19 protein-coding genes and 1 pseudogene are annotated in these 18,963 nt (G+C 59.4%); 11 read left to right on the forward strand and 9 right to left on the reverse strand.

All coding sequences use genetic code 11. The features are described 5' to 3' along the window. Nucleotides 1-47: 47 nt before the first annotated feature. Together BY454_RS00650 and BY454_RS00655 are read left to right on the forward strand one after the other, a co-directional pair. Nucleotides 48-644 carry an exopolysaccharide biosynthesis protein gene (locus tag BY454_RS00650; protein ID WP_104414697.1) on the forward strand — a complete coding sequence of 199 codons (597 nt, stop codon included), beginning with the start codon at nucleotides 48-50 and terminating at the stop codon, nucleotides 642-644. 136 nt (nucleotides 645-780) lie between these two features. Beyond that, the gene (locus tag BY454_RS00655; RefSeq protein WP_104414698.1) at nucleotides 781-1,671 is read left to right on the forward strand and encodes a chemotaxis protein; all 891 of its coding nucleotides are present in this window, start codon (nucleotides 781-783) and stop codon (nucleotides 1,669-1,671) included. A gap of 58 nt (nucleotides 1,672-1,729) precedes the next feature. Here BY454_RS00655 and BY454_RS00660 read toward each other — a convergent pair whose 3' ends face one another. The 3 genes from BY454_RS00660 to mqo form a co-directional block, all read right to left on the reverse strand. After that, nucleotides 1,730-3,754 (reverse strand): hypothetical protein, encoded by a 2,025-nt coding sequence (locus BY454_RS00660; RefSeq protein WP_104414699.1) that lies wholly within the window; start codon nucleotides 3,752-3,754, stop codon nucleotides 1,730-1,732. A 52-nt stretch (nucleotides 3,755-3,806) separates the two neighbouring features. After that, nucleotides 3,807-5,039: an ATP-grasp domain-containing protein gene (locus BY454_RS00665; protein WP_104414700.1), complete on the reverse strand. Its 1,233-nt coding sequence runs from the start codon at nucleotides 5,037-5,039 to the stop codon at nucleotides 3,807-3,809. A gap of 167 nt (nucleotides 5,040-5,206) precedes the next feature. Beyond that, nucleotides 5,207-6,688, reverse strand: a complete 1,482-nt coding sequence (mqo, locus tag BY454_RS00670) for a malate dehydrogenase (quinone) (RefSeq protein ID WP_104414701.1) — start codon at nucleotides 6,686-6,688, stop codon at nucleotides 5,207-5,209. 399 nt (nucleotides 6,689-7,087) lie between these two features. Between mqo and BY454_RS00675 the strand changes: the two genes are divergently transcribed. Continuing rightward, nucleotides 7,088-8,074, forward strand: coding sequence for a calcium/sodium antiporter (locus tag BY454_RS00675; protein WP_181049613.1), 987 nt, complete (start codon nucleotides 7,088-7,090; stop codon nucleotides 8,072-8,074). Nucleotides 8,075-8,121: 47 nt separating this feature from the next. Here BY454_RS00675 and msrB read toward each other — a convergent pair whose 3' ends face one another. After that, nucleotides 8,122-8,553: a peptide-methionine (R)-S-oxide reductase MsrB gene (gene msrB, locus BY454_RS00680; protein ID WP_104414702.1), complete on the reverse strand. Its 432-nt coding sequence runs from the start codon at nucleotides 8,551-8,553 to the stop codon at nucleotides 8,122-8,124. Between the two features lie 10 nt (nucleotides 8,554-8,563). Further along, nucleotides 8,564-9,217 carry a peptide-methionine (S)-S-oxide reductase MsrA gene (gene msrA / locus BY454_RS00685; protein ID WP_104414703.1) on the reverse strand — a complete coding sequence of 218 codons (654 nt, stop codon included), beginning with the start codon at nucleotides 9,215-9,217 and terminating at the stop codon, nucleotides 8,564-8,566. Between the two features lie 108 nt (nucleotides 9,218-9,325). Here msrA and BY454_RS00690 point away from each other — a divergent pair, with 108 nt between their 5' ends. Further along, the gene (locus tag BY454_RS00690; protein ID WP_104414704.1) at nucleotides 9,326-10,300 is read left to right on the forward strand and encodes a metallophosphoesterase; all 975 of its coding nucleotides are present in this window, start codon (nucleotides 9,326-9,328) and stop codon (nucleotides 10,298-10,300) included. A gap of 19 nt (nucleotides 10,301-10,319) precedes the next feature. On the opposite strand, the gene BY454_RS00695 is transcribed toward BY454_RS00690, so the two are convergent. From BY454_RS00695 to BY454_RS00710, 4 genes are all read right to left on the reverse strand, one after another. Then, nucleotides 10,320-10,802 (reverse strand): CDP-archaeol synthase, encoded by a 483-nt coding sequence (locus BY454_RS00695; RefSeq protein WP_104414705.1) that lies wholly within the window; start codon nucleotides 10,800-10,802, stop codon nucleotides 10,320-10,322. Between the two features lie 42 nt (nucleotides 10,803-10,844). Next, nucleotides 10,845-12,224: a class II fumarate hydratase gene (locus BY454_RS00700; RefSeq protein ID WP_104414706.1), complete on the reverse strand. Its 1,380-nt coding sequence runs from the start codon at nucleotides 12,222-12,224 to the stop codon at nucleotides 10,845-10,847. Between the two features lie 162 nt (nucleotides 12,225-12,386). Beyond that, nucleotides 12,387-13,907: an acetaldehyde dehydrogenase ExaC gene (gene exaC, locus BY454_RS00705; RefSeq protein WP_104414707.1), complete on the reverse strand. Its 1,521-nt coding sequence runs from the start codon at nucleotides 13,905-13,907 to the stop codon at nucleotides 12,387-12,389. A 127-nt stretch (nucleotides 13,908-14,034) separates the two neighbouring features. Then, a complete protein-coding gene (locus tag BY454_RS00710) occupies nucleotides 14,035-14,313 on the reverse strand; it encodes a polyhydroxyalkanoic acid system family protein (RefSeq protein WP_104414708.1) in 279 nt (92 codons plus the stop codon). Nucleotides 14,314-14,428: 115 nt separating this feature from the next. Here BY454_RS00710 and ubiE point away from each other — a divergent pair, with 115 nt between their 5' ends. From ubiE to tatB, 7 genes and pseudogenes are all read left to right on the forward strand, one after another. After that, nucleotides 14,429-15,211, forward strand: coding sequence for a bifunctional demethylmenaquinone methyltransferase/2-methoxy-6-polyprenyl-1,4-benzoquinol methylase UbiE (ubiE, locus tag BY454_RS00715; RefSeq protein WP_104414709.1), 783 nt, complete (start codon nucleotides 14,429-14,431; stop codon nucleotides 15,209-15,211). Continuing rightward, entirely contained in the window at nucleotides 15,211-15,837 is a 627-nt protein-coding gene (locus BY454_RS00720) for a ubiquinone biosynthesis accessory factor UbiJ (RefSeq protein ID WP_104414710.1), read from the forward strand. The genes ubiE and BY454_RS00720 overlap by 1 nt, the downstream gene beginning before the upstream one ends. Continuing rightward, on the forward strand, nucleotides 15,834-17,477 hold the full coding sequence (gene ubiB / locus BY454_RS00725) for a ubiquinone biosynthesis regulatory protein kinase UbiB (RefSeq protein WP_104414711.1): 1,644 nt from the start codon (nucleotides 15,834-15,836) through the stop codon (nucleotides 17,475-17,477). The genes BY454_RS00720 and ubiB overlap by 4 nt, the downstream gene beginning before the upstream one ends. A 27-nt stretch (nucleotides 17,478-17,504) precedes the next feature. Then, nucleotides 17,505-17,921 carry a phosphoribosyl-AMP cyclohydrolase gene (hisI, locus tag BY454_RS00730; protein ID WP_104414712.1) on the forward strand — a complete coding sequence of 139 codons (417 nt, stop codon included), beginning with the start codon at nucleotides 17,505-17,507 and terminating at the stop codon, nucleotides 17,919-17,921. A gap of 12 nt (nucleotides 17,922-17,933) precedes the next feature. Next, complete coding sequence (locus tag BY454_RS00735; protein ID WP_104414713.1) at nucleotides 17,934-18,266, forward strand: phosphoribosyl-ATP diphosphatase; 333 nt, start codon at nucleotides 17,934-17,936, stop codon at nucleotides 18,264-18,266. Nucleotides 18,267-18,394: 128 nt separating this feature from the next. Continuing rightward, entirely contained in the window at nucleotides 18,395-18,640 is a 246-nt protein-coding gene (gene tatA / locus BY454_RS00740; protein WP_219820586.1) for a Sec-independent protein translocase subunit TatA, read from the forward strand. Between the two features lie 11 nt (nucleotides 18,641-18,651). Then, nucleotides 18,652-18,927, forward strand: a pseudogene (tatB, locus tag BY454_RS00745) (Sec-independent protein translocase protein TatB); the annotation flags it as partial. Between the last annotated feature and the right edge of the window lie 36 nt (nucleotides 18,928-18,963).

Raw genomic sequence — 18,963 nt, forward strand, 5'->3', positions numbered from 1 at the left:
ATAGACTGAGACCAGCACCAACACTCGTTCATCGGAATTGAGATTCAATGACACAACCAGGCGATCCATGCAATCTGCAAGAGCTGCTTGATCGTATACGGGCTCGCGCCCTGACCAAGGATCACGTGTCTGCCCAGGATATTCTGCAATCAGTGGGTGAACGCTCCTTTGGTCCGCTGATTCTGGTGGCAGGGCTCATTACCGTCGCACCGCTGATCGGGGATATACCCGGTGTGCCTACACTGCTGGCCATTATCGTGTTACTGACACTGAGTCAGCGCCTGTGCCAGCGGCGGAGTATCTGGCTGCCCCAGAAGCTGGCGCGCCGGTCGCTGCCCCAGGGAAAGCTGCTGACGGGTCTGGACTGGGCCGAAAAGCCGGCCAGGTTTATTGACGGATGCACCCGGCAACGCATGCCCTGGCTGGTGACTGGCGTGGGGCAATACCTGATGGTTTTTGCTTGTATCCTGGTCGCCTTGGCCATGCCCCTGATGGAACTGATTCCTTTCAGTGCCAATGGCGGCGGACTGGCCTTGATGGCTTTCGGCCTGGCGATTGTCGCGAGGGACGGTTTACTGGCGCTTATTGCCATCGCGGCGACAACCGGTACAGGTTGGTTCATCGTGACTAACCTGCCCTGGTAATGCCACTCTTTATGGAGCAGACAAAGCTGCTACTATAGTAGGGTGCTTACATCCGCCATTGTCGGCACCCAGACAACTTTGGGTTCCCTATTTTTTAAACAGGCGTCAACAACTGACAGACCTCAAGGATTTATTTATGTCGAGCAAAGCGAAACAGACCCAGAAACTGCTACTGTTCCGTCTTTTCGGGTCACGCCTGTTCGGCCTTGGCACTCTGAAGATTCGGGAAATCCTGCCCTTCCAGCGTCTTACCCATCTGCCCAAGAGCCATCACGCGGTAATTGGTACTGCCACCTTTCGCGGGGCAGCCGTGCCCGTGATCGATATGGCTGCAGCCGTGGGTTACCCACCCATGTCCAAGGAAGAGCAACAGCAGGGCTCGATTATCATCACCGACATCCAGCGTCGTGAAATCGGTTTCATGGTGCGTAGTGTGCACCGCATCATCGAAACCGACTGGAAATCGGTCATGCCGCCACCCAAGGCCCTCGGCACCAATGCCTTTGTGACCGGGCTGCTGGATCTGGACGGAGATATCATCCAGTTGTTGGATGTGGAGCTGCTACTGTCGAAGGTGTATCCGGAATCTGTGGATGCCAGGGAAGTGCTACTCTCGCCCATGGAAATCGAAACCCTGCGCAACCTGAACATTCTTCTGGTGGACGACTCCATGGTCGCTCGCAAACAGCTTTCCGATGTACTGGACGCCAAGGACATTTCCTATCACGTTACCAGCAATGGTAACGAGGCCATGGAGACGCTTGTACGGGAAAACGATTCGGGGCAACCCATCGATATTCTGGTCAGCGACATTGAAATGCCGGGGCTGGATGGCTACGAACTGGCGTTCAATATTCGCGATAACAAGAGCCTGAAGCAGCCCTACATCATCCTGCACACCTCCCTGAACAGCGAGATGAGCCTGAGCTATGCCAACCAAGTGGGGGCCAACGAGGCGCTGACCAAGTTCGATGCCGACGAACTGCTGCACGCCATGCTTCGGGCTGCCGGAGAACAAGCCGGCTGAACCAGTTAGTGTCCCGTCTGGTTAATTCATTAACCAGACGGGACACCAGCGGCAGGCGTTACTCGCCTGCCGGCGGCTGAGCCTGCAAGCTGTCAGCGGGCACGCGGTTCTTACCCCAGCTGCGATGCACCATCCCAATCACCTGTTGCAATTCTTCTTCGCAAACATCGGCCGGCTCACCGCGCTCCAGTGGGTCGAAATGATAGATGTACAGGCGGGAGGTAAACTGCCCAAACGGCAGTGACGATTCCCCGAAACGCTCACCATTGCCCGAGGTACTCACCTGCACGCCATCGCCCCAGTTCTGGCCGCTGTCGTTGTTGGGGTTAAAGAAATACAACCGCATTTCCCCATCCGGATCCAGGGCGGCACGCAGGATGGTGATGGCATGCCAGCCAATAAAGCGCGCGGCGCTGTCGGTCACCGCCACGCCAGCCGGCTGGGGGTGGATCAGCGGCTGGTTGCCGTTGTAATAAGGATGGTAGGAGGCGTAAAAGTGGCGGATAAAGGTTTCAAGGTCCACCAGCTGCCCTGTTTCCACATCCACGTTGATGGCAAACCCCCGACCGGCTGCCCAGCCGTGGAACTCGGGATTCACCCAACGATGAGGGTCGCCTTCACGGCCGACACAGAGCCGCCCCATTTCCGCGTAAATCCGGTCCAGGTGCGGCACGACGACCAGTGAAACGGGATCCAGGTCGAGGGTTACGGCTGCGGCAACACCACCGGCACTCGTGGCCGAAGACACCGGCTGGCCTTCAAAGTGCATGATGATCTCGTTGTCGCGCACCGCCCAAGCTACCATCTGCAGCAGGTAATCCGGGTCATTGTACGCCCACATGGACAAAGCCCGGGCCGATTGGCACGTCGGGTTATTACCCTGGCCAACACCCAACGGCTGGCCAAGCATGTTCAGCACCCCCTGTAACAACCAGGCCGACGGCGCGGGCTGGTAGCCAAAGGCCAACTCCAGCCGCTCACGGGCCTGCGGGCATACCGACAGGCGAACCTGGCGCCACAGTGCCGGGGCCACCGGTGGCTGATACAGAATACCCCGCTCCAGCAGCAGCGCCAGGCCATAAATACCCTGGCAGGTTTCCGGAAAAATAGCCTCGCGCATCAGCTGATGCACCAGGTCCTGGTAACAGAGGAAGCAATCCCGACCGGTACTGGACAGGCCCAGGGTTTCGGTTATCAGGGAATCCTGCCCTTCCAGTACGAACCGAAGAAACGTTGCGTGGTAGGGAGAGACCAGCCCGGTATCGTGCATGGAGCGGGCAAAACCGGTGGCCTCATTGTGAAGTGCCTGACCATCCATGCTTTCCAGCCGCTGCTGATAAACCACCACGCCAGGGTCTTCACTGCAGGCCCGGGTTGGCCCGTACAGGCTGGAAATCAGGCGGTCCGCGCCAAGGCCCGCACCGCCCAGATCAGTATTCGGGTCTGCCCGGCACATGGCAATCTGGACAATCATTTTACGGACATGATCGACCTGTATCGGGCGCTGCTCCAGGATACGCCAGATTTCTTCGATCAGGCTGTCGATGACGTGCTCATAGCCAATGTGGGCAGCAACATACTGCACCAGTCCCTGGCTAATCAGCGCCAACTTACCCTGTTCGCGCTCGGCCTCGCCGCCCAGACCAAACAGCAGCCCAAGATTGATCGCCAACACCTGGGTGAGATAGTGGTGCGCCTGTTCGGCTGAGAAAGATGGGTGAAAATAAAGCCCACGGACGATGGCCAACAGACGTAGCTCACTGAAAGCCTCGATCACCACGGTGTCGGAGTTGGGACTCTGCAGCGACGACGTACTCAAGGCCGGCAGCAGTATTGCTGGGTCGGCCCAGTCAGTTCCCTCGAACACACCGGCGCGTTCCAGTCGCTCGGCACGCGCTTCGACGGCCTCAAATCCGCCGGGTTGTAAAAGCACCCGCCGAGCGATGCTGAACAGTTTGGGCAATTTGCCAGCCTTGGCAAACGACCGGCTTTCCTCCAGCGCCTGTATGGCGTCATCCAGCCTGTCCAACAGCTTATCCAGGTTGGCGTCCGCCACGTGGGTCGCCGCTTGCTCATCACTCAAAGTCAGGTCTCCAGAGCCCGAACCGGGCTCTTGCCGCTAATATAGACCCCGATTATACATAGAAATCGAGATCTTCCTGATGCTTGAGCAAATCACGCATGGTGTAAGGATCGTCGCCGAAGAAATAGATCAGGCCCCAGTGGGTACCAAACGCGGTCCGTTTGGTGACCGTCTCTTCCAGCGGCGGCGTTAACTCGTGGGATTCGAAGTACTCGTGATCTTCCGTTTCCTCGGGCATTTCCAGGCGACTGACCACCCGACGACGCGGATAGACGCCGAAACAGCCGGCATACCCTTTGGCATCCACCACCTCTTTCGGGAAGAACGCGGTGATTTCTTCTTCCGTGGTTTTCGGGTCAAAGGCCAGAATCAGGCCCTGATAGGCGTTGAAGCCATAGGCGCGTTCCAGCAGCTCGAATACCTTGAAGCCCGGCGGACGGTAGGCCACCTCACCGAAATACATGGTGCCGTCGCTGGTGACAAAGTATTCGGGATGGACAAAACCAAAATCGATATCAAAGGTTTTGATGAGCTTTTCAATCTCAGCAGTGATCTGTGCCCGATACTTTTCCAGGTCCGGCGTTGCCGGTACGAACACCGAGTAGCCCAGAGTGACGTACTCGGAGATATTCAGGAAGCGGATCTTGCCATTGTGAATCCAGGCCTCGACAGCGAACTCCCAGCCATCCAGGTGGGACTCCATCAACGCCGGGAATTCCTCATCGGGGATGGCATCCACGTCATCCGGGGTACGGATAACCCGGTGCCCCAGGCACCCGGCCTTGTCGAACGCCTTCAGGTGAATGGGGTCGTTGGGGTCACCGTCGAGCTTAAGCAAGGTCTGGTTCACCCGCTTGAGGAAACGGATCACGTCTTCCTTGTCGTGGGCTTCCTCGAAAATACCAACCCGGATGCCGCCAAGCTGAGCCCGGCGCTTCATCAGCGCCTTGTCACGCAGCAACATGGCCTGACCCAGCAACCTCGGGTTATTCATCAACACCGAGTTAATGGCCCCCGCCCATTCCACCGTCTCCTCAAACAGCGGAATGGCGACATCCACACCCATATCCTTCAGGGTTTGGGCAATTTCTATGGAGCGGTCGTTCAGGCGCTCGAAATTCCAGGGCACGTAGGGAATATTATGCTTTTCGCAGTATTCCTCGGCCCAGTCCGGGGCCACCACCACGTAACGGCGATCAAACTTGTCCGCCGCTTCCACGGCATTGAGACTCCAGCCAAGAAGCGCCACATAACCTTTGTTGGGGTCGTACTTTTGCTCCGTCACGATCAGTCTCCTTTTTTAAGAGTATTCTTAAAAAGTGGACCGGATATCGGGAAATAGCAACTGCTCACTTTTCGAACATTCATAAAAAAACGGGCGCTGGATTTTTTCCAGCGCCCGTTTTGAGCCTTCCTGCTCGTTCCTCGGTCAACAACCGGGAACTTACAGAATTACCGCAGCTTGAGAGTCGAAAGCGTTCTCTCACGTACCTTGTGCAGCAGCTCGGCATCGTCTACCAGTGACTGGCCGTAGGACGGAACCAGCTCACGCATGCGCTCCTGCCACTGCTCGGTCTTGACCTTCTCGGGGAAGCAACGCTCAAGCACGTCGATCATTGCGTTCACGGCAGTGGAAGCACCCGGAGACGCACCCAGCAGGGCTGCCAGGGAACCATCTTTGGCTGCCACAATCTCGGTGCCGAACTCAAGCTTGCCACCGCCACCCGGGGCTTCCTTGATGATCTGCACACGCTGGCCGGCCATCTGCAGCGTCCAATCCTCTTCCTTGGCATCCGGGAAGAAGTTGCGCAGCGCGTTTACGCGGGCCTTGTGAGACTGGAACACTTCGCCGATCAGGTAGCGGGTCAGGTCCATGTTGTTCTTGCTCACCGACAGCATCGGCTTGAGGTTGTTGGCCTTCACAGAGCCGAACAGGTCAAAGATGGAACCCTGCTTCAGGAAACGAGTGGTGAAGCCTGCAAACGGGCCGAACAGCAGGGCCGGTTTGCCGTTGATGATACGGGTATCCAGGTGTGGAACCGACATCGGGGGTGCACCAATCGGAGCCTTACCGTAAACCTTGGAGTTGTGGGCCTTCACGATCTCGGGCTTCTGGCAGACCAGCCACTGGCCGCTCACCGGGAAGCCGCCATAGCCGCGGGCCTCATCAATGCCGGACTTCTGCAGCAGCGGAAGGGCACCACCACCGGCACCCAGGAACACGAAATTGGCTTCCAGCTTGGTGGTTTCACCGGTCTTCTGGTTCTTCACACGCAACGCCCAGCTGCCGTTGTCCAGCTGGTCCAGGTAAGTCACCGGGGAGTTGAGCATCAGTTCGAAGTTCGGCTGGGTTTCCAGCCACTTGACCATGCTGCGAGTCAGCGAGCCAAAATCCACGTCGGCGCCGTGCTGGATGCGGGTTGCAGCCACTTTCTGGCCGTGGTCACGGTTCTGAACCACCAGCGGCATCCACTCTTCCAGCTTCTCAAAGCTTTCGGTGTATTCCATTTCCTGGAACAGGTGATGGGCTTTCAGGCGCTCCCAGCGACGCTTGAGGAACTTGACGTTGTCCTCACCCCAGACAAAACTCTGGTGCGGGGTCTGGTTAATGAAGTTGTTGGGCTCGGGCAGAATGCCCTGCTCCACCAGGTACGACCACAGCTGCAAGGAAAGCTCGAACTGGGCGTTGATGTTCAGCGCCCGCTCAATGGCCACATCGCCATCGTCGGTTTCCGGCGTGTAGTTCAGTTCGCAGTAGCCGGCATGACCGGTGCCTGCGTTGTTCCATCCATCGGTACTTTCGTGGGCAACGTGGTCCAAACGCTCCACCATTACGATGTCGAGGGACGGATCCAGCTGCCTGAGCATCATGCCGAGGGTAGCGCTCATGACGCCCCCGCCGACCAGCACTACGTCTGCCTGTCTAACGGCCATTGGTTTTCACCCTAGCTAGTGTTGAGCCTGTTATTGCCACCCCACGATCAGCAAGGCGGCCTGTCGGGAACCGGCGGGGCGCGAGGTTAAAGGGCGCTGCCGAATGCTCCCGGTCTGAAAGTGGACGCAATTATCCAGATTTTGACGGGAATGTTAAATTGCGTTTGCTAACTGATGTGTTTCGGGCCAACAATTGTGGTTTGCCGCAATTCTCCCTACTTTTGTTTACAATATCAGCGCCACTTTAGTCTGATACTCGGTAAACCTGCCCCCGGATCAGAGCTTATGTACGATCCACAACACCCCTGGTACTGACCGCAAACGGAACATGCGGTATCTTACGGGCCGCCTGATCCCGCCGGGGCAGGCGCATTCAACGCATTGAAGGTGAGGTTTTCTATGTTGATGGCGATCGGAGCCATAATCGTCGGTCTAATTCTGCTGGTATGGAGCGCGGACCGCTTTGTCGAGGGCGCCGCCGCCACCGCCAAGCACCTGGGCATGCCCACCCTGCTGATTGGCATGGTGATCATTGGTTTTGGCACCTCGGCCCCGGAACTGGCTGTCTCCGCCATGGCCGCCGCCGATGGCAACCCGGGCCTGGCCCTGGGCAACGGCTACGGCTCGAACATCACCAATATCGCGTTGATTGTTGGCCTGACGGCCATTATCGCCCCGATTGCCGTGCACTCTCAGGTCATCCGGAAAGAACTGCCCCTGCTCATTGTTCTGACCGCGATTGCCGGGGCACAACTGCTTGACGGAGAACTCAGCCGCCTGGATGGCTGGATACTGCTGGCGGTATTTGCCGCGGTGATGGGCTGGTCTATCTACATGGGCATCAAGGGCAAGGGCGACCCGCTCGGGGGGGAAACCGAAGCTGAGATCATTGCCCACCCCATGCCGCTGAAAACAGCCATCATGTGGCTGGTGATTGGCCTGGTGCTCCTGATTGTCAGCTCCAGGCTGCTGGTCTGGGGCGCCGTCACTATCGCTCAAAGCCTGGGGGTCAGCGATCTGGTGATCGGCCTGACCATCGTTGCCATAGGCACTTCCCTGCCCGAGCTTGCCTCCGCCATTGCTGCGGTGAAGAAAAACGAGCACGACCTGATTCTTGGCAACATCCTCGGTTCGGGCATTTTCAACACCCTGGCGGTGGTTGGCCTGGCCGCCGCCATTGAACCACTGAAGGTTGACCCTGAAGTCCTTTACCGGGACTGGACGCTGATGCTGGCGCTGACCGTTGGCCTGCTGCTCATGGGCTATGGGCTGACCGGCGGCCGCCGGACCATCACCCGGCTCGACGGCGGCGGCCTGTTAGCAGTATACGTCGCCTACACCGGCTACCTGTTCTACACCGTGGTCGCGGCCTCCACCGGCGCCTGAGGGATTCCCTGGGAGGCTTATGGGGCCTCCTTCAGGCGTTTCGGTGACTACTGCGGCTCCCTGGGATGGAACACCATTGCCACGGAATTCAGGCAATAGCGCTGGCCGGTAGGCGGAGGCCCATCCGGAAAAACATGCCCCAGGTGACTGTCACAACGGGGGCAACGAATCTCCGTCCGAGCCATGCCCAGGCTGCTGTCTTCCAGGTACCGGATATGGTCCGGATCAAATGGCTGAAAGAAGCTGGGCCAACCCGTGCCGGAATCGAACTTGGCATTGGAACTGAACAACGGCAGGTCGCACAGCCGGCAGTGATAATCTCCGGTCTGCTTGTTGTCCAGAAGCGTGCCGCAGAAAGGATGCTCAGTGCCATGGTCCAGCAGGATCCGTCGCTCTTCCGGCGTCAGGTCGGCCGCCTTTTCGGCAACCTCAGCCTCACTGAGTGGTGTCAGGTCGTAACCGGCAGCGGATAATGTCATTGGAACCTCCTCACGACACGTCGGGATCGTTCTGGCTGAATTCAGGCTTCAACTGCTCCGGCCAGGTACTGGCCAGCTTCTCCATTTTCGGCGCGGCCACTGCCATGACATAGGGCTGCCACGGGTTGCGGGCGGCGAAGTTCTGATGGTGCTCTTCGGCCGGATAAAAGGCCGTCAGTGGCTCCAGGGTAGTCACTATCGGGTCCGAAAAAACCCCGGCTTCATTCAACTGCGCGATATAGGCCGCCACCACGTCTTTCTGCTCCGGCGTTTCGTAGAACACCGCCGAGCGGTACTGTGTTCCCACATCATTACCCTGCCGGTTGAGCTGCGTCGGGTCATGGGCCACGGAAAAAAATACCCGCAGCAATTCACCAAAGCTGACTTTCGAGGGCTCGTAGCGTACCTCCACCGCCTCGGCGTGCCCGGTGGTACCGGTGCAAACGGCTTCGTAATTGGCCGTCTCCGCAGCCCCTCCGGCATAACCGGAAACCACCTGGGTTACGCCGTCAACAGCCAGGAAAACCGCCTCCACGCACCAGAAACAGCCGCCAGCCAGCACCAACCGCGCCTCAGCGCCAGTATTGCCGGAGGGCTCTCGTTCGGGTACGGGAAAACGGCTGCGTGGAACGTTCAAACCCGGAATATTGCAGGCATCAGTCATAGAGCCCTCCATCGTCGGTTGAGCCAGCGTTGGCATGTGTGGAATGAGGATACCATACTGACAACCGAGGCCGCTTAACGGTTCCCGCTCGGCATCAGGGGTTAGACCATGACCGCAAAAGCCCGCACACCGGACACACACAACGAGGCCCTGCAGTATCGCCTGAGCCTGCGACTGGGGCCCGTGCACGCACGCCAGCGCCTGGGCATTGAGCAGGAAACCGAAGCCCAGGTATTCGGGCGCAACCATCGCTCCTTCCATCTGGAGAACCTGGCCAATGCGCCACGCCTGATCCGCTTTTGCCTGCAGGCCACGGGTCTGCTGGACCGGGCCCGGGCCAACAGCCGGAGGCTCACCACCACCCATCACCGGTTTGTCCTCCCCGACTTGCCTGAGGCCTTCGAGGGCTTCCGGATACTGCACCTCACCGACCTCCATGTGGATATGGACGAAAAAAACCTGGAGGCCGTTATCCGGCAGATAGAGCCTTTAAGCTACGATCTTTGCGTGCTGACCGGCGACTACCGCAAGAACACCTGGGGCCCCGTGGATGATGCGCTGAACGGCATGGCACGGTTACGGGAAGCCATACGGGGTGAGGCCTATGCCGTGCTGGGCAATCACGACAGTGTCCGCATGGTCCCGGCCATGGAGGATATGGGTTACCGGCTGTTGATGAATGAAATGGTGCCCCTGCAAAAGGAGACGGAGCAGATCTACCTGGCCGGTGTTGACGACGCCCACTATTACAAGGTGCACAACCTGCACCGGGCTGGCGATGAAATCCCGGTTGGCGGGCTCAGCATCCTATTGAGCCATACCCCGGAGATCTGGCGCGAAGCGGCCCACGCGGGCCACGACATTTTCCTGTGCGGCCACACCCACGGCGGACAACTCTGCCTGCCCGGCGGCATTCCGCTGACCCTCGATTCCCGCTGCCCCCGTCGCTTGGGCAGAGGAGCCTGGCAGGTCAACGGCATGCAGGGATACACCTCGCCCGGGGCGGGAACGTCGGTGTTGAATGTACGTTTGAACTGCCCACCGGAAGTGACCATTCACACACTCACTCGCGGGCCGGAGTAAGACGCTCTGTTCTGATGGGTCAGTGGGGATGGCTGCGAATGCCCAGACGATACAGCAAAGGTGAGATCAGAATGTTCGACAGCGCGAACAACACCGCCACGGCCAGCGCCTGTCCACCGGAAACGGGTAACCAGCTCCACGCCAGCAGCATGGGCAGCAGGCTCTCGGGCACCTGATCCAACCCAAGGGCCCGGGCGCTGGATTTCAACCCCAGCCGGCGCTTCACGAAACTACTGAGCAGGTCTCCCATCAAGGCCAGAAGCCCAAACAGGGCCCCAAACAGCCATTCCAGGCCGATCCACGCCGAGAACAAAGAGCAGGCCAGGATTCCAGCCAGCAATCCCCGCCAGGTTTTGCTACGGCCAAACAGGGGCCGGCCATCACGCCAACTCCGCCCGCCATCCACCGGCCAGTTGCCCAGACGACCGAACAGCCGGGCTGCCACCACCGGCGTACCGTTGGCCAGCACCAGCATGACAAACAGCTCCAGTGGCAGCAGCAAACAACACTCTCCCTGTTAGACCTTCGGCCTCCCGAGGAAGGCTTACTCCATCAGCCCGCCGCGGGTCAGCTTCAACGGGTCCATCAACTGCTCCAGGCGCTCGCGGCTGAGGTCGCTGCGCTCTTCGGCCACATCGATCACCGCCCGGCCACTGGCATAGGCCTCCTTGGCAATGTCCGAGGCCAGGTTATAGCCAATCACCGGATTCAGGGCCGTGACCAGTACCGGGTTACGGTCCACACCTTCATTCAGGTTATCGGCGTTCACGGTGAAACCGGTGATGGCCTTATCGGCCAGGACATTGATGGCGTTTGACAGCAGTGACGTCATCTCCAGCAGGTTCGCGCCCACCATCGGCAGCATCACGTTAAGCTGGAAATTACCCGACTGCCCGGCAATGGCCACCGCACTGTCCAGCCCCATAACCTGGGCGGCCACCATGGCCACGGATTCCGGAATCACCGGGTTCACCTTGCCCGGCATGATACTGCTACCCGGCTGCAGCGCCGGCAGACTGATTTCCGCCAGCCCATGGATTGGGCCACTGTTCATCCAGCGCAGATCGTTGGCAATCTTGGTCAACACCACGGCCGTGCCACGCAGCTGGGCCGACAGGGCCACCGGGCCATCAATGGCGCTCTGCCCGACGAACTTGTGACCGAGGGAGCGGAAAGACTTGCCGGTATTGATTTTCAGAAACTTGATGAACTGCCCGGCAAATTCCTCGTCCGCATTCACGCCGGTGCCCACGGCTGTGCCGCCCTGGGGTACAGCGGCAAGCTCGTCGCATACCTGTTCCAGCCGGCGCTCAACAGCGACGAGCTGCTCGCGCCAGGTTCTCAGCTCCTGCGCCATGGTTACCGGCATAGCGTCCATCAGGTGAGTACGGCCGGTCTTCACCTGGCTCTTGAGTTCGCCTTCACGCTCGTAGATCGCACCACGCAGGTGATCAATGGCGGGCAGTAATTGCTCCTTCACCGCCAACAGGGAGCTAACGTGGATCGCTGTGGGAATCACATCGTTGGAACTCTGGCTCATGTTGACGTGATCGTTCGGGTGCACCTCCACACCCTGCTCCCGGCAAATGGACGCCACCACCTCGTTCACGTTCATGTTGGTGCTGGTGCCGGAGCCGGTCTGGTACCGATCCACCGGGAACTGGTCAGCGAACTCGCCATTCACAATACGCTGGCAGGCGTGAACAATGGCATCCCGCAGTTTCGGGTCCAGAATTCCCAGGGCACTGTTCGCCTGGGCTGCCGAGCACTTCACCTGCGCAACCGCGCTGATAAAAGCCGGCGGCATTGGCTGGCCACTGACCGGGAAATTATCCACCGCGCGCTGGGTCTGTGCGCCCCATAGCGCGTTCTTGGGCACTTTCACTTCACCCAGACTGTCCTGTTCGGTTCTGAATTCGCTCATGGTGCCTCCTGTCTGAAGATTTTCTTCACCGTACTACGAATTAGTACAGCCTCCCTATCAAACAATATCAACCGACACCATGGATTCAGACAATCACGTTTCAAGGGTATCGGCCACCCAACCAAAAACGGGCCCCGGAGGGCCCGTAAAGGATCAGCAAAATCAGAAGAACCCGAGGGGGTTGGTGTCGTAACTCACCAGCATGCACTTGGTCTGCTGGTAATGCTCCAACGCCATCTTGTGGGTTTCCCGCCCCACGCCGGATTTCTTGTAACCACCGAAGGCCGCGTGGGCCGGATAGGCGTGGTAACAGTTCATCCAAACCCGACCGGCCTGGATATTGCGTCCCATGCGGTACGCCAGGTTGGTGTCGCGGGTCCATACGCCGGCGCCCAGGCCAAACTCGGTATCGTTGGCAATCGCCAGGGCTTCGGCTTCGGTCTTGAAGGTGGTCACACCCACCACCGGGCCAAAGATCTCTTCCTGGAACACCCGCATTTTGTTGTCGCCCTTGAACAGGGTGGGCTGAATGTAGAAACCGTTATTGAATTCCACACCCAGGTCTTCCTTGTCGCCGCCGGTCAGCACCACCGCGCCTTCCTGCTTGCCTATTTCCAGGTACGACATGATCTTGTCGAACTGCTCCTTCGAGGCCTGGGCACCCACCTGCACATCGGTATCCAGTGGGTTACCGCGCTTGATGGCCTTGGTGCGCTGGACGACCTTGTGCATGAATTCCTCGAACATGTCTTCCTGCACCAGGGCCCGGGACGGACAGGTACACACTTCGCCCTGGTTGAAGAACGCCAGTACCAGGCCCTCCACGCACTTGTCGACGAATTCCGGCTCGGCCTTCATCACATCCGAGAAGTAGATGTTGGGCGACTTGCCACCCAGCTCCACCGTGGAGGGAATGATGTTGTCGGCCGCGCATTTGAGGATGTGCGAGCCCACCGGGGTGGAACCGGTAAAGGCAATCTTGGCGATGCGGGTACTGGTGGCCAGCGCCTGGCCAGCCTCGGGGCCATAACCGTTAACAATGTTGATCACACCCGGCGGCAGCAGATCACCAATCAGTTCCATCAGTATCAGGATGCTGGCTGGTGTCTGTTCCGCCGGCTTCAGCACCGTGCAGTTGCCGGCTGCCAGGCAGGGGCCCAGCTTCCAGGACGCCATCAACAGCGGGAAATTCCAGGGAATGATCTGGCCCACCACGCCCAGCGGTTCGTGGAAATGGTAGGCCACGGTGTTGTGGTCAATCTCGCCGGTATGGCCCTCCTGGGCGCGAATACAGCCGGCAAAATAGCGGAAGTGGTCGGCTGCCAGCGGGATGTCGGCGTTCAGGGTTTCGCGCACTGCCTTGCCGTTGTCCCAGGTTTCCGCCACCGCCAGCAGTTCCAGGTTGGCTTCAATGCGATCGGCAATTTTCAGCAGGATGTTGGAACGCTCGGTCGCGGAGGTAGTGCCCCACGCCGGGGCAGCCTTGTGGGCAGCGTCCAGCGCCAGCTCAATATCCTCGGCACTGGAACGGGGAATCTCACAAATCACCTCACCGGTGACAGGAGTGATGTTCTCAAAATATTCGCCCTTGACCGGGGCCACCCACTTACCACCAATGTAATTTTCATAGCGGGATTTGAATGAAACGATGGCGCCTTCTTTTCCGGGTTGTGCGTAAATCATGCGTCCGACCTCTTGTTCTGGTTATCGTTAGACATTAACCCTTTCAATATAGACGGTATTTCGTCACCGTGAATGAAAAAATCGTAGGGTCAGCGAGACAACCAGAGAGGCCGGGAACAAAGGCAAATCAGGCGGCGATCACCCGGTCCAGCCGAGCCTGGATTTCCTCTTCAATCTTCGGCTTGAACGGGCGCAACATCATGCCCAGCTCGACACGGATGTGCAGATCGGTTTCGGCGATATCCACCAACCCTTTCACGCCGCTGCGCTCAAATTTCAGGGAATCGCCCTCCCAGTGGTAATGCATGTCGAATTTACTGGCCAGATTCTTCGCCAGGCCTTCGGCGGCGGAACGTGCTTCTTCTTTATTGAGGGAATGAGTACGGTGGATATCAATGACAGACATGGATCAGTTTTCTCGGTGATTTGAAAAAGGTTTTACAGTGTAAAGTCGCTTTGAACTTGTAGCCAACCCCCGAGCGGTTAGAATACGGGTTCAGATTCTGACAGGACCATCCCTCATGAGCGAGCAGCAGACGCCGGGCACCCCCGGCAACGGCCAGGACGATGTCACCCACTTCGGCTTCCGAAACGTGCCGAAAAGCCAGAAAGCCGGCCAGGTGGCCCAGGTTTTTCACAGTGTGGCCGGCAAATACGACCTCATGAACGACTTGATGTCCATGGGCATCCACCGCCTGTGGAAGCGCTTCACCATTGAGCTGTCCGGTGTGCGCCCGGGCCACAAGGTGTTGGACATCGCCGGTGGCACCGGCGATCTGACCATGAAGTTCTCGGATCTGGTGGGCCCCTCCGGCCAGGTCGTGTTGGCCGACATCAACGCCTCCATGCTGCAGGTGGGCCGCAGCCGTCTGACCGACCGTGGCTACGCCGGCAACATTGAATACGTGCAGGCCGACGCCGAACACCTGCCGTTCCCGGACAACAACTTCCAGGCCGTATCCATCGCCTTCGGCCTGCGCAATGTGACCGACAAGGACCAGGCGCTGCGCGACATGGCCCGCGTGCTCAAGCCCGGCGGCAAACTGATGGTGCTGGAATTTTCCAAGCCCACCAATCCGTTGCTGAGTAAGGTCTATGATCAGTATTCCTTCCGGGCACTGCCACTGATGGGCAAGCTGATCGCCAACGACAGCGAAAGCTACAAGTACCTGGCCGAGTCCATTCGCATGCACCCGGACCAGGAAACCCTCAAGGGCATGATGGAAGACGCCGGCCTGGTCAACTGCAAGTACTACAATATGACCGGCGGCGTAGTGGCCCTGCACGTGGGAATCAAGCCCTGATGTTTGGCTCAGACCTGGCCGCCATCCTCCAGACCGGACTGAACCGGGCCCTGGCGCTGGACCCGGCAGGCCGCGCCGCGCTGATGCAGAGCCTGGCGCAACCGGTCTGCATTCGGCTTACAACACCGCTGGAGGCGGTGGTGACCCTGAGCATTGACGAGCCGCTGGTGCGGGTGAAAAACGAGGCCTGCGAGAACGCCGTCGCAACCATCATCGGTGGCCCGATAGCTTTGGCCTCACTGGCTCTGGGCGATCCCCGGGTGATCCGTGATGGTCGCCTGACGGTGGAAGGTAACCAGGACAAAGCCCTTCAACTGCAACACGCCATCGCCCAACTGGCTCCCGACTGGGAAGCCGCCATGGCCCGACACCTGGGCGATGTGCCAGCCCACCTGCTGGGCAAAGCCCTGCGTAATGCCGTGCAGTGGAGCCGCCAGGCCATGGCCAGCGTTACCGCCAACCTGGAAGAATACATCCACGAGGAAACCCGGACCCTGCCCGGCCGGCGCGAACTCGCTGCCCGGACCCAGGCCATCGCCGATCTGCAACAACGCACCGCTACCCTGGAAGCCAAACTGGCGAAACTCGGTAGCAGCGACAGCGACCACCAAACGGAGAAGCCGTGAACCGCTTGCGACGCCTGTTTCGAATTGCCTGGGTATTCTGCCGCTACCGGCTCGACACCTTCCTGCCGTTGGAGGAATTGCCGGCACCGCTGAAACTGTTTTTCCTGCTGGCGCCCTGGCACCTGTTCCCGAAACCCAAAGTCAGCCGGGGGGATCGCCTGCGCCTGGCCCTGGAAGAACTCGGGCCAGTATTCGTCAAATTCGGCCAGATCCTTTCCACCCGCCGGGACCTGATGCCGGACGACATGGCCGCCGCCCTGAAAAACCTGCAGGACCGCGTCCCGCCCTTCCCCAGCGACCAGGCCCGAAGCATCATTGAACAATCCCTGGGCGCGCCGGTATCCGAGCTGTTCGCCGAATTCAGCTCCGACCCGATGGCTTCGGCCTCCGTGGCCCAGGTGCATGCAGCGACACTCCTGAACGGTCAGAAAGTCGTGGTGAAAGTGGTCCGCCCGGGTATCGAGCGGGTGATCCACCAGGACCTGGCCCTGATGTACCTGATGGCCGGCCTGCTGGAACAATACTGGTCCGAGGGCAAGCGCCTGCGCCCGGTGGACGTGGTGGCCGATTACGACGCCACCATCCACGACGAGCTGGACCTGCAGCGCGAGGCCGCCAACGCCAGCCAACTGCGCCGCAACTTCGAGAACTCACCGCTGATCTACATCCCCTTTATTGACTGGGACTACACCACCCAGTCGGTCATGGTAATGGAGCGCATCCAGGGCATTCCCATTGCCGACGTGCCCGCCCTGCGAGCCGCTGGCGTGAACATGAAGGTACTGGCCGAGAAAGGCGTGGAAATCTTCTTCACCCAGGTGTTCCGGGACAGCTTCTTCCACGCCGACATGCACCCGGGCAACATCTTCGTGGACGCCAGCAACCCGGAGGACCCAAAGTACATCGCCATTGATTTCGGCATCGTCGGCACCCTGGCCCCGGACGACCAGAGCTACCTGGCCCGCAACCTGCTCGCCTTTTTCCGCCGGGATTACCGCCAGGTGGCCGAGCTACACATCCGCTCGGGCTGGGTGCCACCGGAAACCCGGGTGAATGAATTCGAGGCCGCCATCCGCACGGTGTGCGAGCCCATTTTCGAGCGCCCGCTGAAAGACATTTCGTTCGGCCACTTCCTGTTGCGACTGTTCCAGACCGCCCGGCGCTTCAACATGGAAGTCCAGCCGCAACTGGTGCTGCTGCAGAAAACCCTGCTGAACGTGGAAGGCCTCGGCCGCCAGTTGTACCCGGAACTGGACCTGTGGAGCACCGCCCAGCCGTTCCTGGAAAAGTGGATGCGCCAGCGCATTGGCCCCACCGGCCTGTACAAATCCCTGCAGAGCCACCTGCCGGCCTGGCTGGAGCAGGCTCCGGAAATGCCACAACTGGTGCACGATGCCCTGTTGCGCCTGCGCAGCACCGGCACCACCGAGCATCAGAACCGCAAGGCCCTGGCCCTGATGAAAGAACAGAACAAACGCAGCGAGCGCCGCTGGCGCCGGGGCTTTGTCGCCGCCGCGCTGGCCGCGACTGCCGTTGCCAGCACCCAGGCGGAAACCCAACAACTGGCGGCCAACATGCCCGCCTGGGGCTGGGCCCTGCTGGCCGTTGCCGCCGCCCTCATGCTTCGGGGCGGCCGTTAAATCACCCGATAGTCAGGATTCAAAAACATGCAAGAGTCCCCTACCGAAAACAACCAGCCATCGTGGCTCGATGAGATCTGCTGGACTGAAGACGGCCTGGTTCCCGCCATCGCCCAGGACGCCGAGACCGGCGAGATCCTGATGATGGCCTGGATGAACCGGGAGTCCCTGGCGCTGACCGTCCAGGAAGATCAAGCCGTGTACTGGTCCCGCTCAAGGGGCAAGCTCTGGCGCAAGGGCGAAAGCTCGGGCCACCAGCAGGTGCTTAAAGACATCCGGCTGGACTGCGATGCCGATGTTATCCTGCTGAAAGTCGAGCAGAAAGGCGGCATTGCCTGCCACACCGGTCGGCGCAGTTGCTTCTACCGATCATTACAGGATGGCGAATGGGTCAGCACCGACCCCGTTTTGAAAGACCCGGACAGCATTTACGGCAAACACTGAGGAAACCCGATCATGAGCGACGTACTCGAACAGCTGGCCCAGGTCCTGGAAGAGCGCAAACAGGCCGACCCGGAGAAATCCTACGTGGCCAGCCTGCACGCCAAGGGGCTGAACAAGATCCTGGAAAAAGTGGGCGAGGAGTGCACCGAAACCCTGCTGGCAGCGAAAGACGCCGAACACTCCGGCCAGACCCGCGAGCTGGTCTGTGAAACCGCTGACCTGTGGTTCCACAGCATGGTCATGCTCTCACGCCTGGGCTTGAGTCCCCAGGATGTGCTGGATGAACTGGCCAACCGTTTTAACCTGTCCGGCCTGGAAGAAAAAGCCGCCCGGCCCAACAAATAAGAACGCCCCGGACAGGCCGTTCCAACACCGCACAAGGCCACGAATGGCGGCTCCGAGATGGATTTCCTCAAAGCCCCCACCGTGGCGTACAATAGCCTGCAACTGTAACGAGTCAACGAGGATTGCTCATGATTAGTCCCTGGCAACTTCTGATTATCCTGGTCATTGTTGTGCTGTTGTTTGGCACCAAAAAGCTGCGCAACATGGGCAGCGATCTGGGCGGCGCCGTTCGTGGATTCAAGAAGTCCATGAGTGAAGAGGAAAACAAATCCAAGGACGAGGATTCCGAGTTCAAGCCAGACCAGCTGGAAGAGAACAAATCCGGGAAGGCCGGTACCGAAACCGAGGAGAAATCCCGGGAAAAACAGGACTGAGCGCATACTGAATGTTCGATATCGGTTTTGTAGAGATCCTGCTCTGCGCCGTGATCGCCCTGCTGATTCTCGGCCCTGAACGCCTGCCCACGGCGGCCCGGGCAGCGGGTCGCTGGGTTGGCGGTGCGAAACGCATGGTCAGCCAGTTCAACAGCGAGCTGGACCGGCAACTGAAAGCCGACGAACTGCGCGAAGAACTCCGCAAGGCCGGCGATGTCAGCCTTGAGGATGTTCAAAAAACGGTCCGGGATGCACTTGCGGAGGCCGAAAAGCAGGAACACATCATCAAATCCGGCAAACCATCCAGCAAACAGGGCAACGAT

It is taken from the genome of Marinobacter persicus (genome assembly GCF_002934325.1).
GTDB lineage: Bacteria > Pseudomonadota > Gammaproteobacteria > Pseudomonadales > Oleiphilaceae > Marinobacter > Marinobacter persicus_A.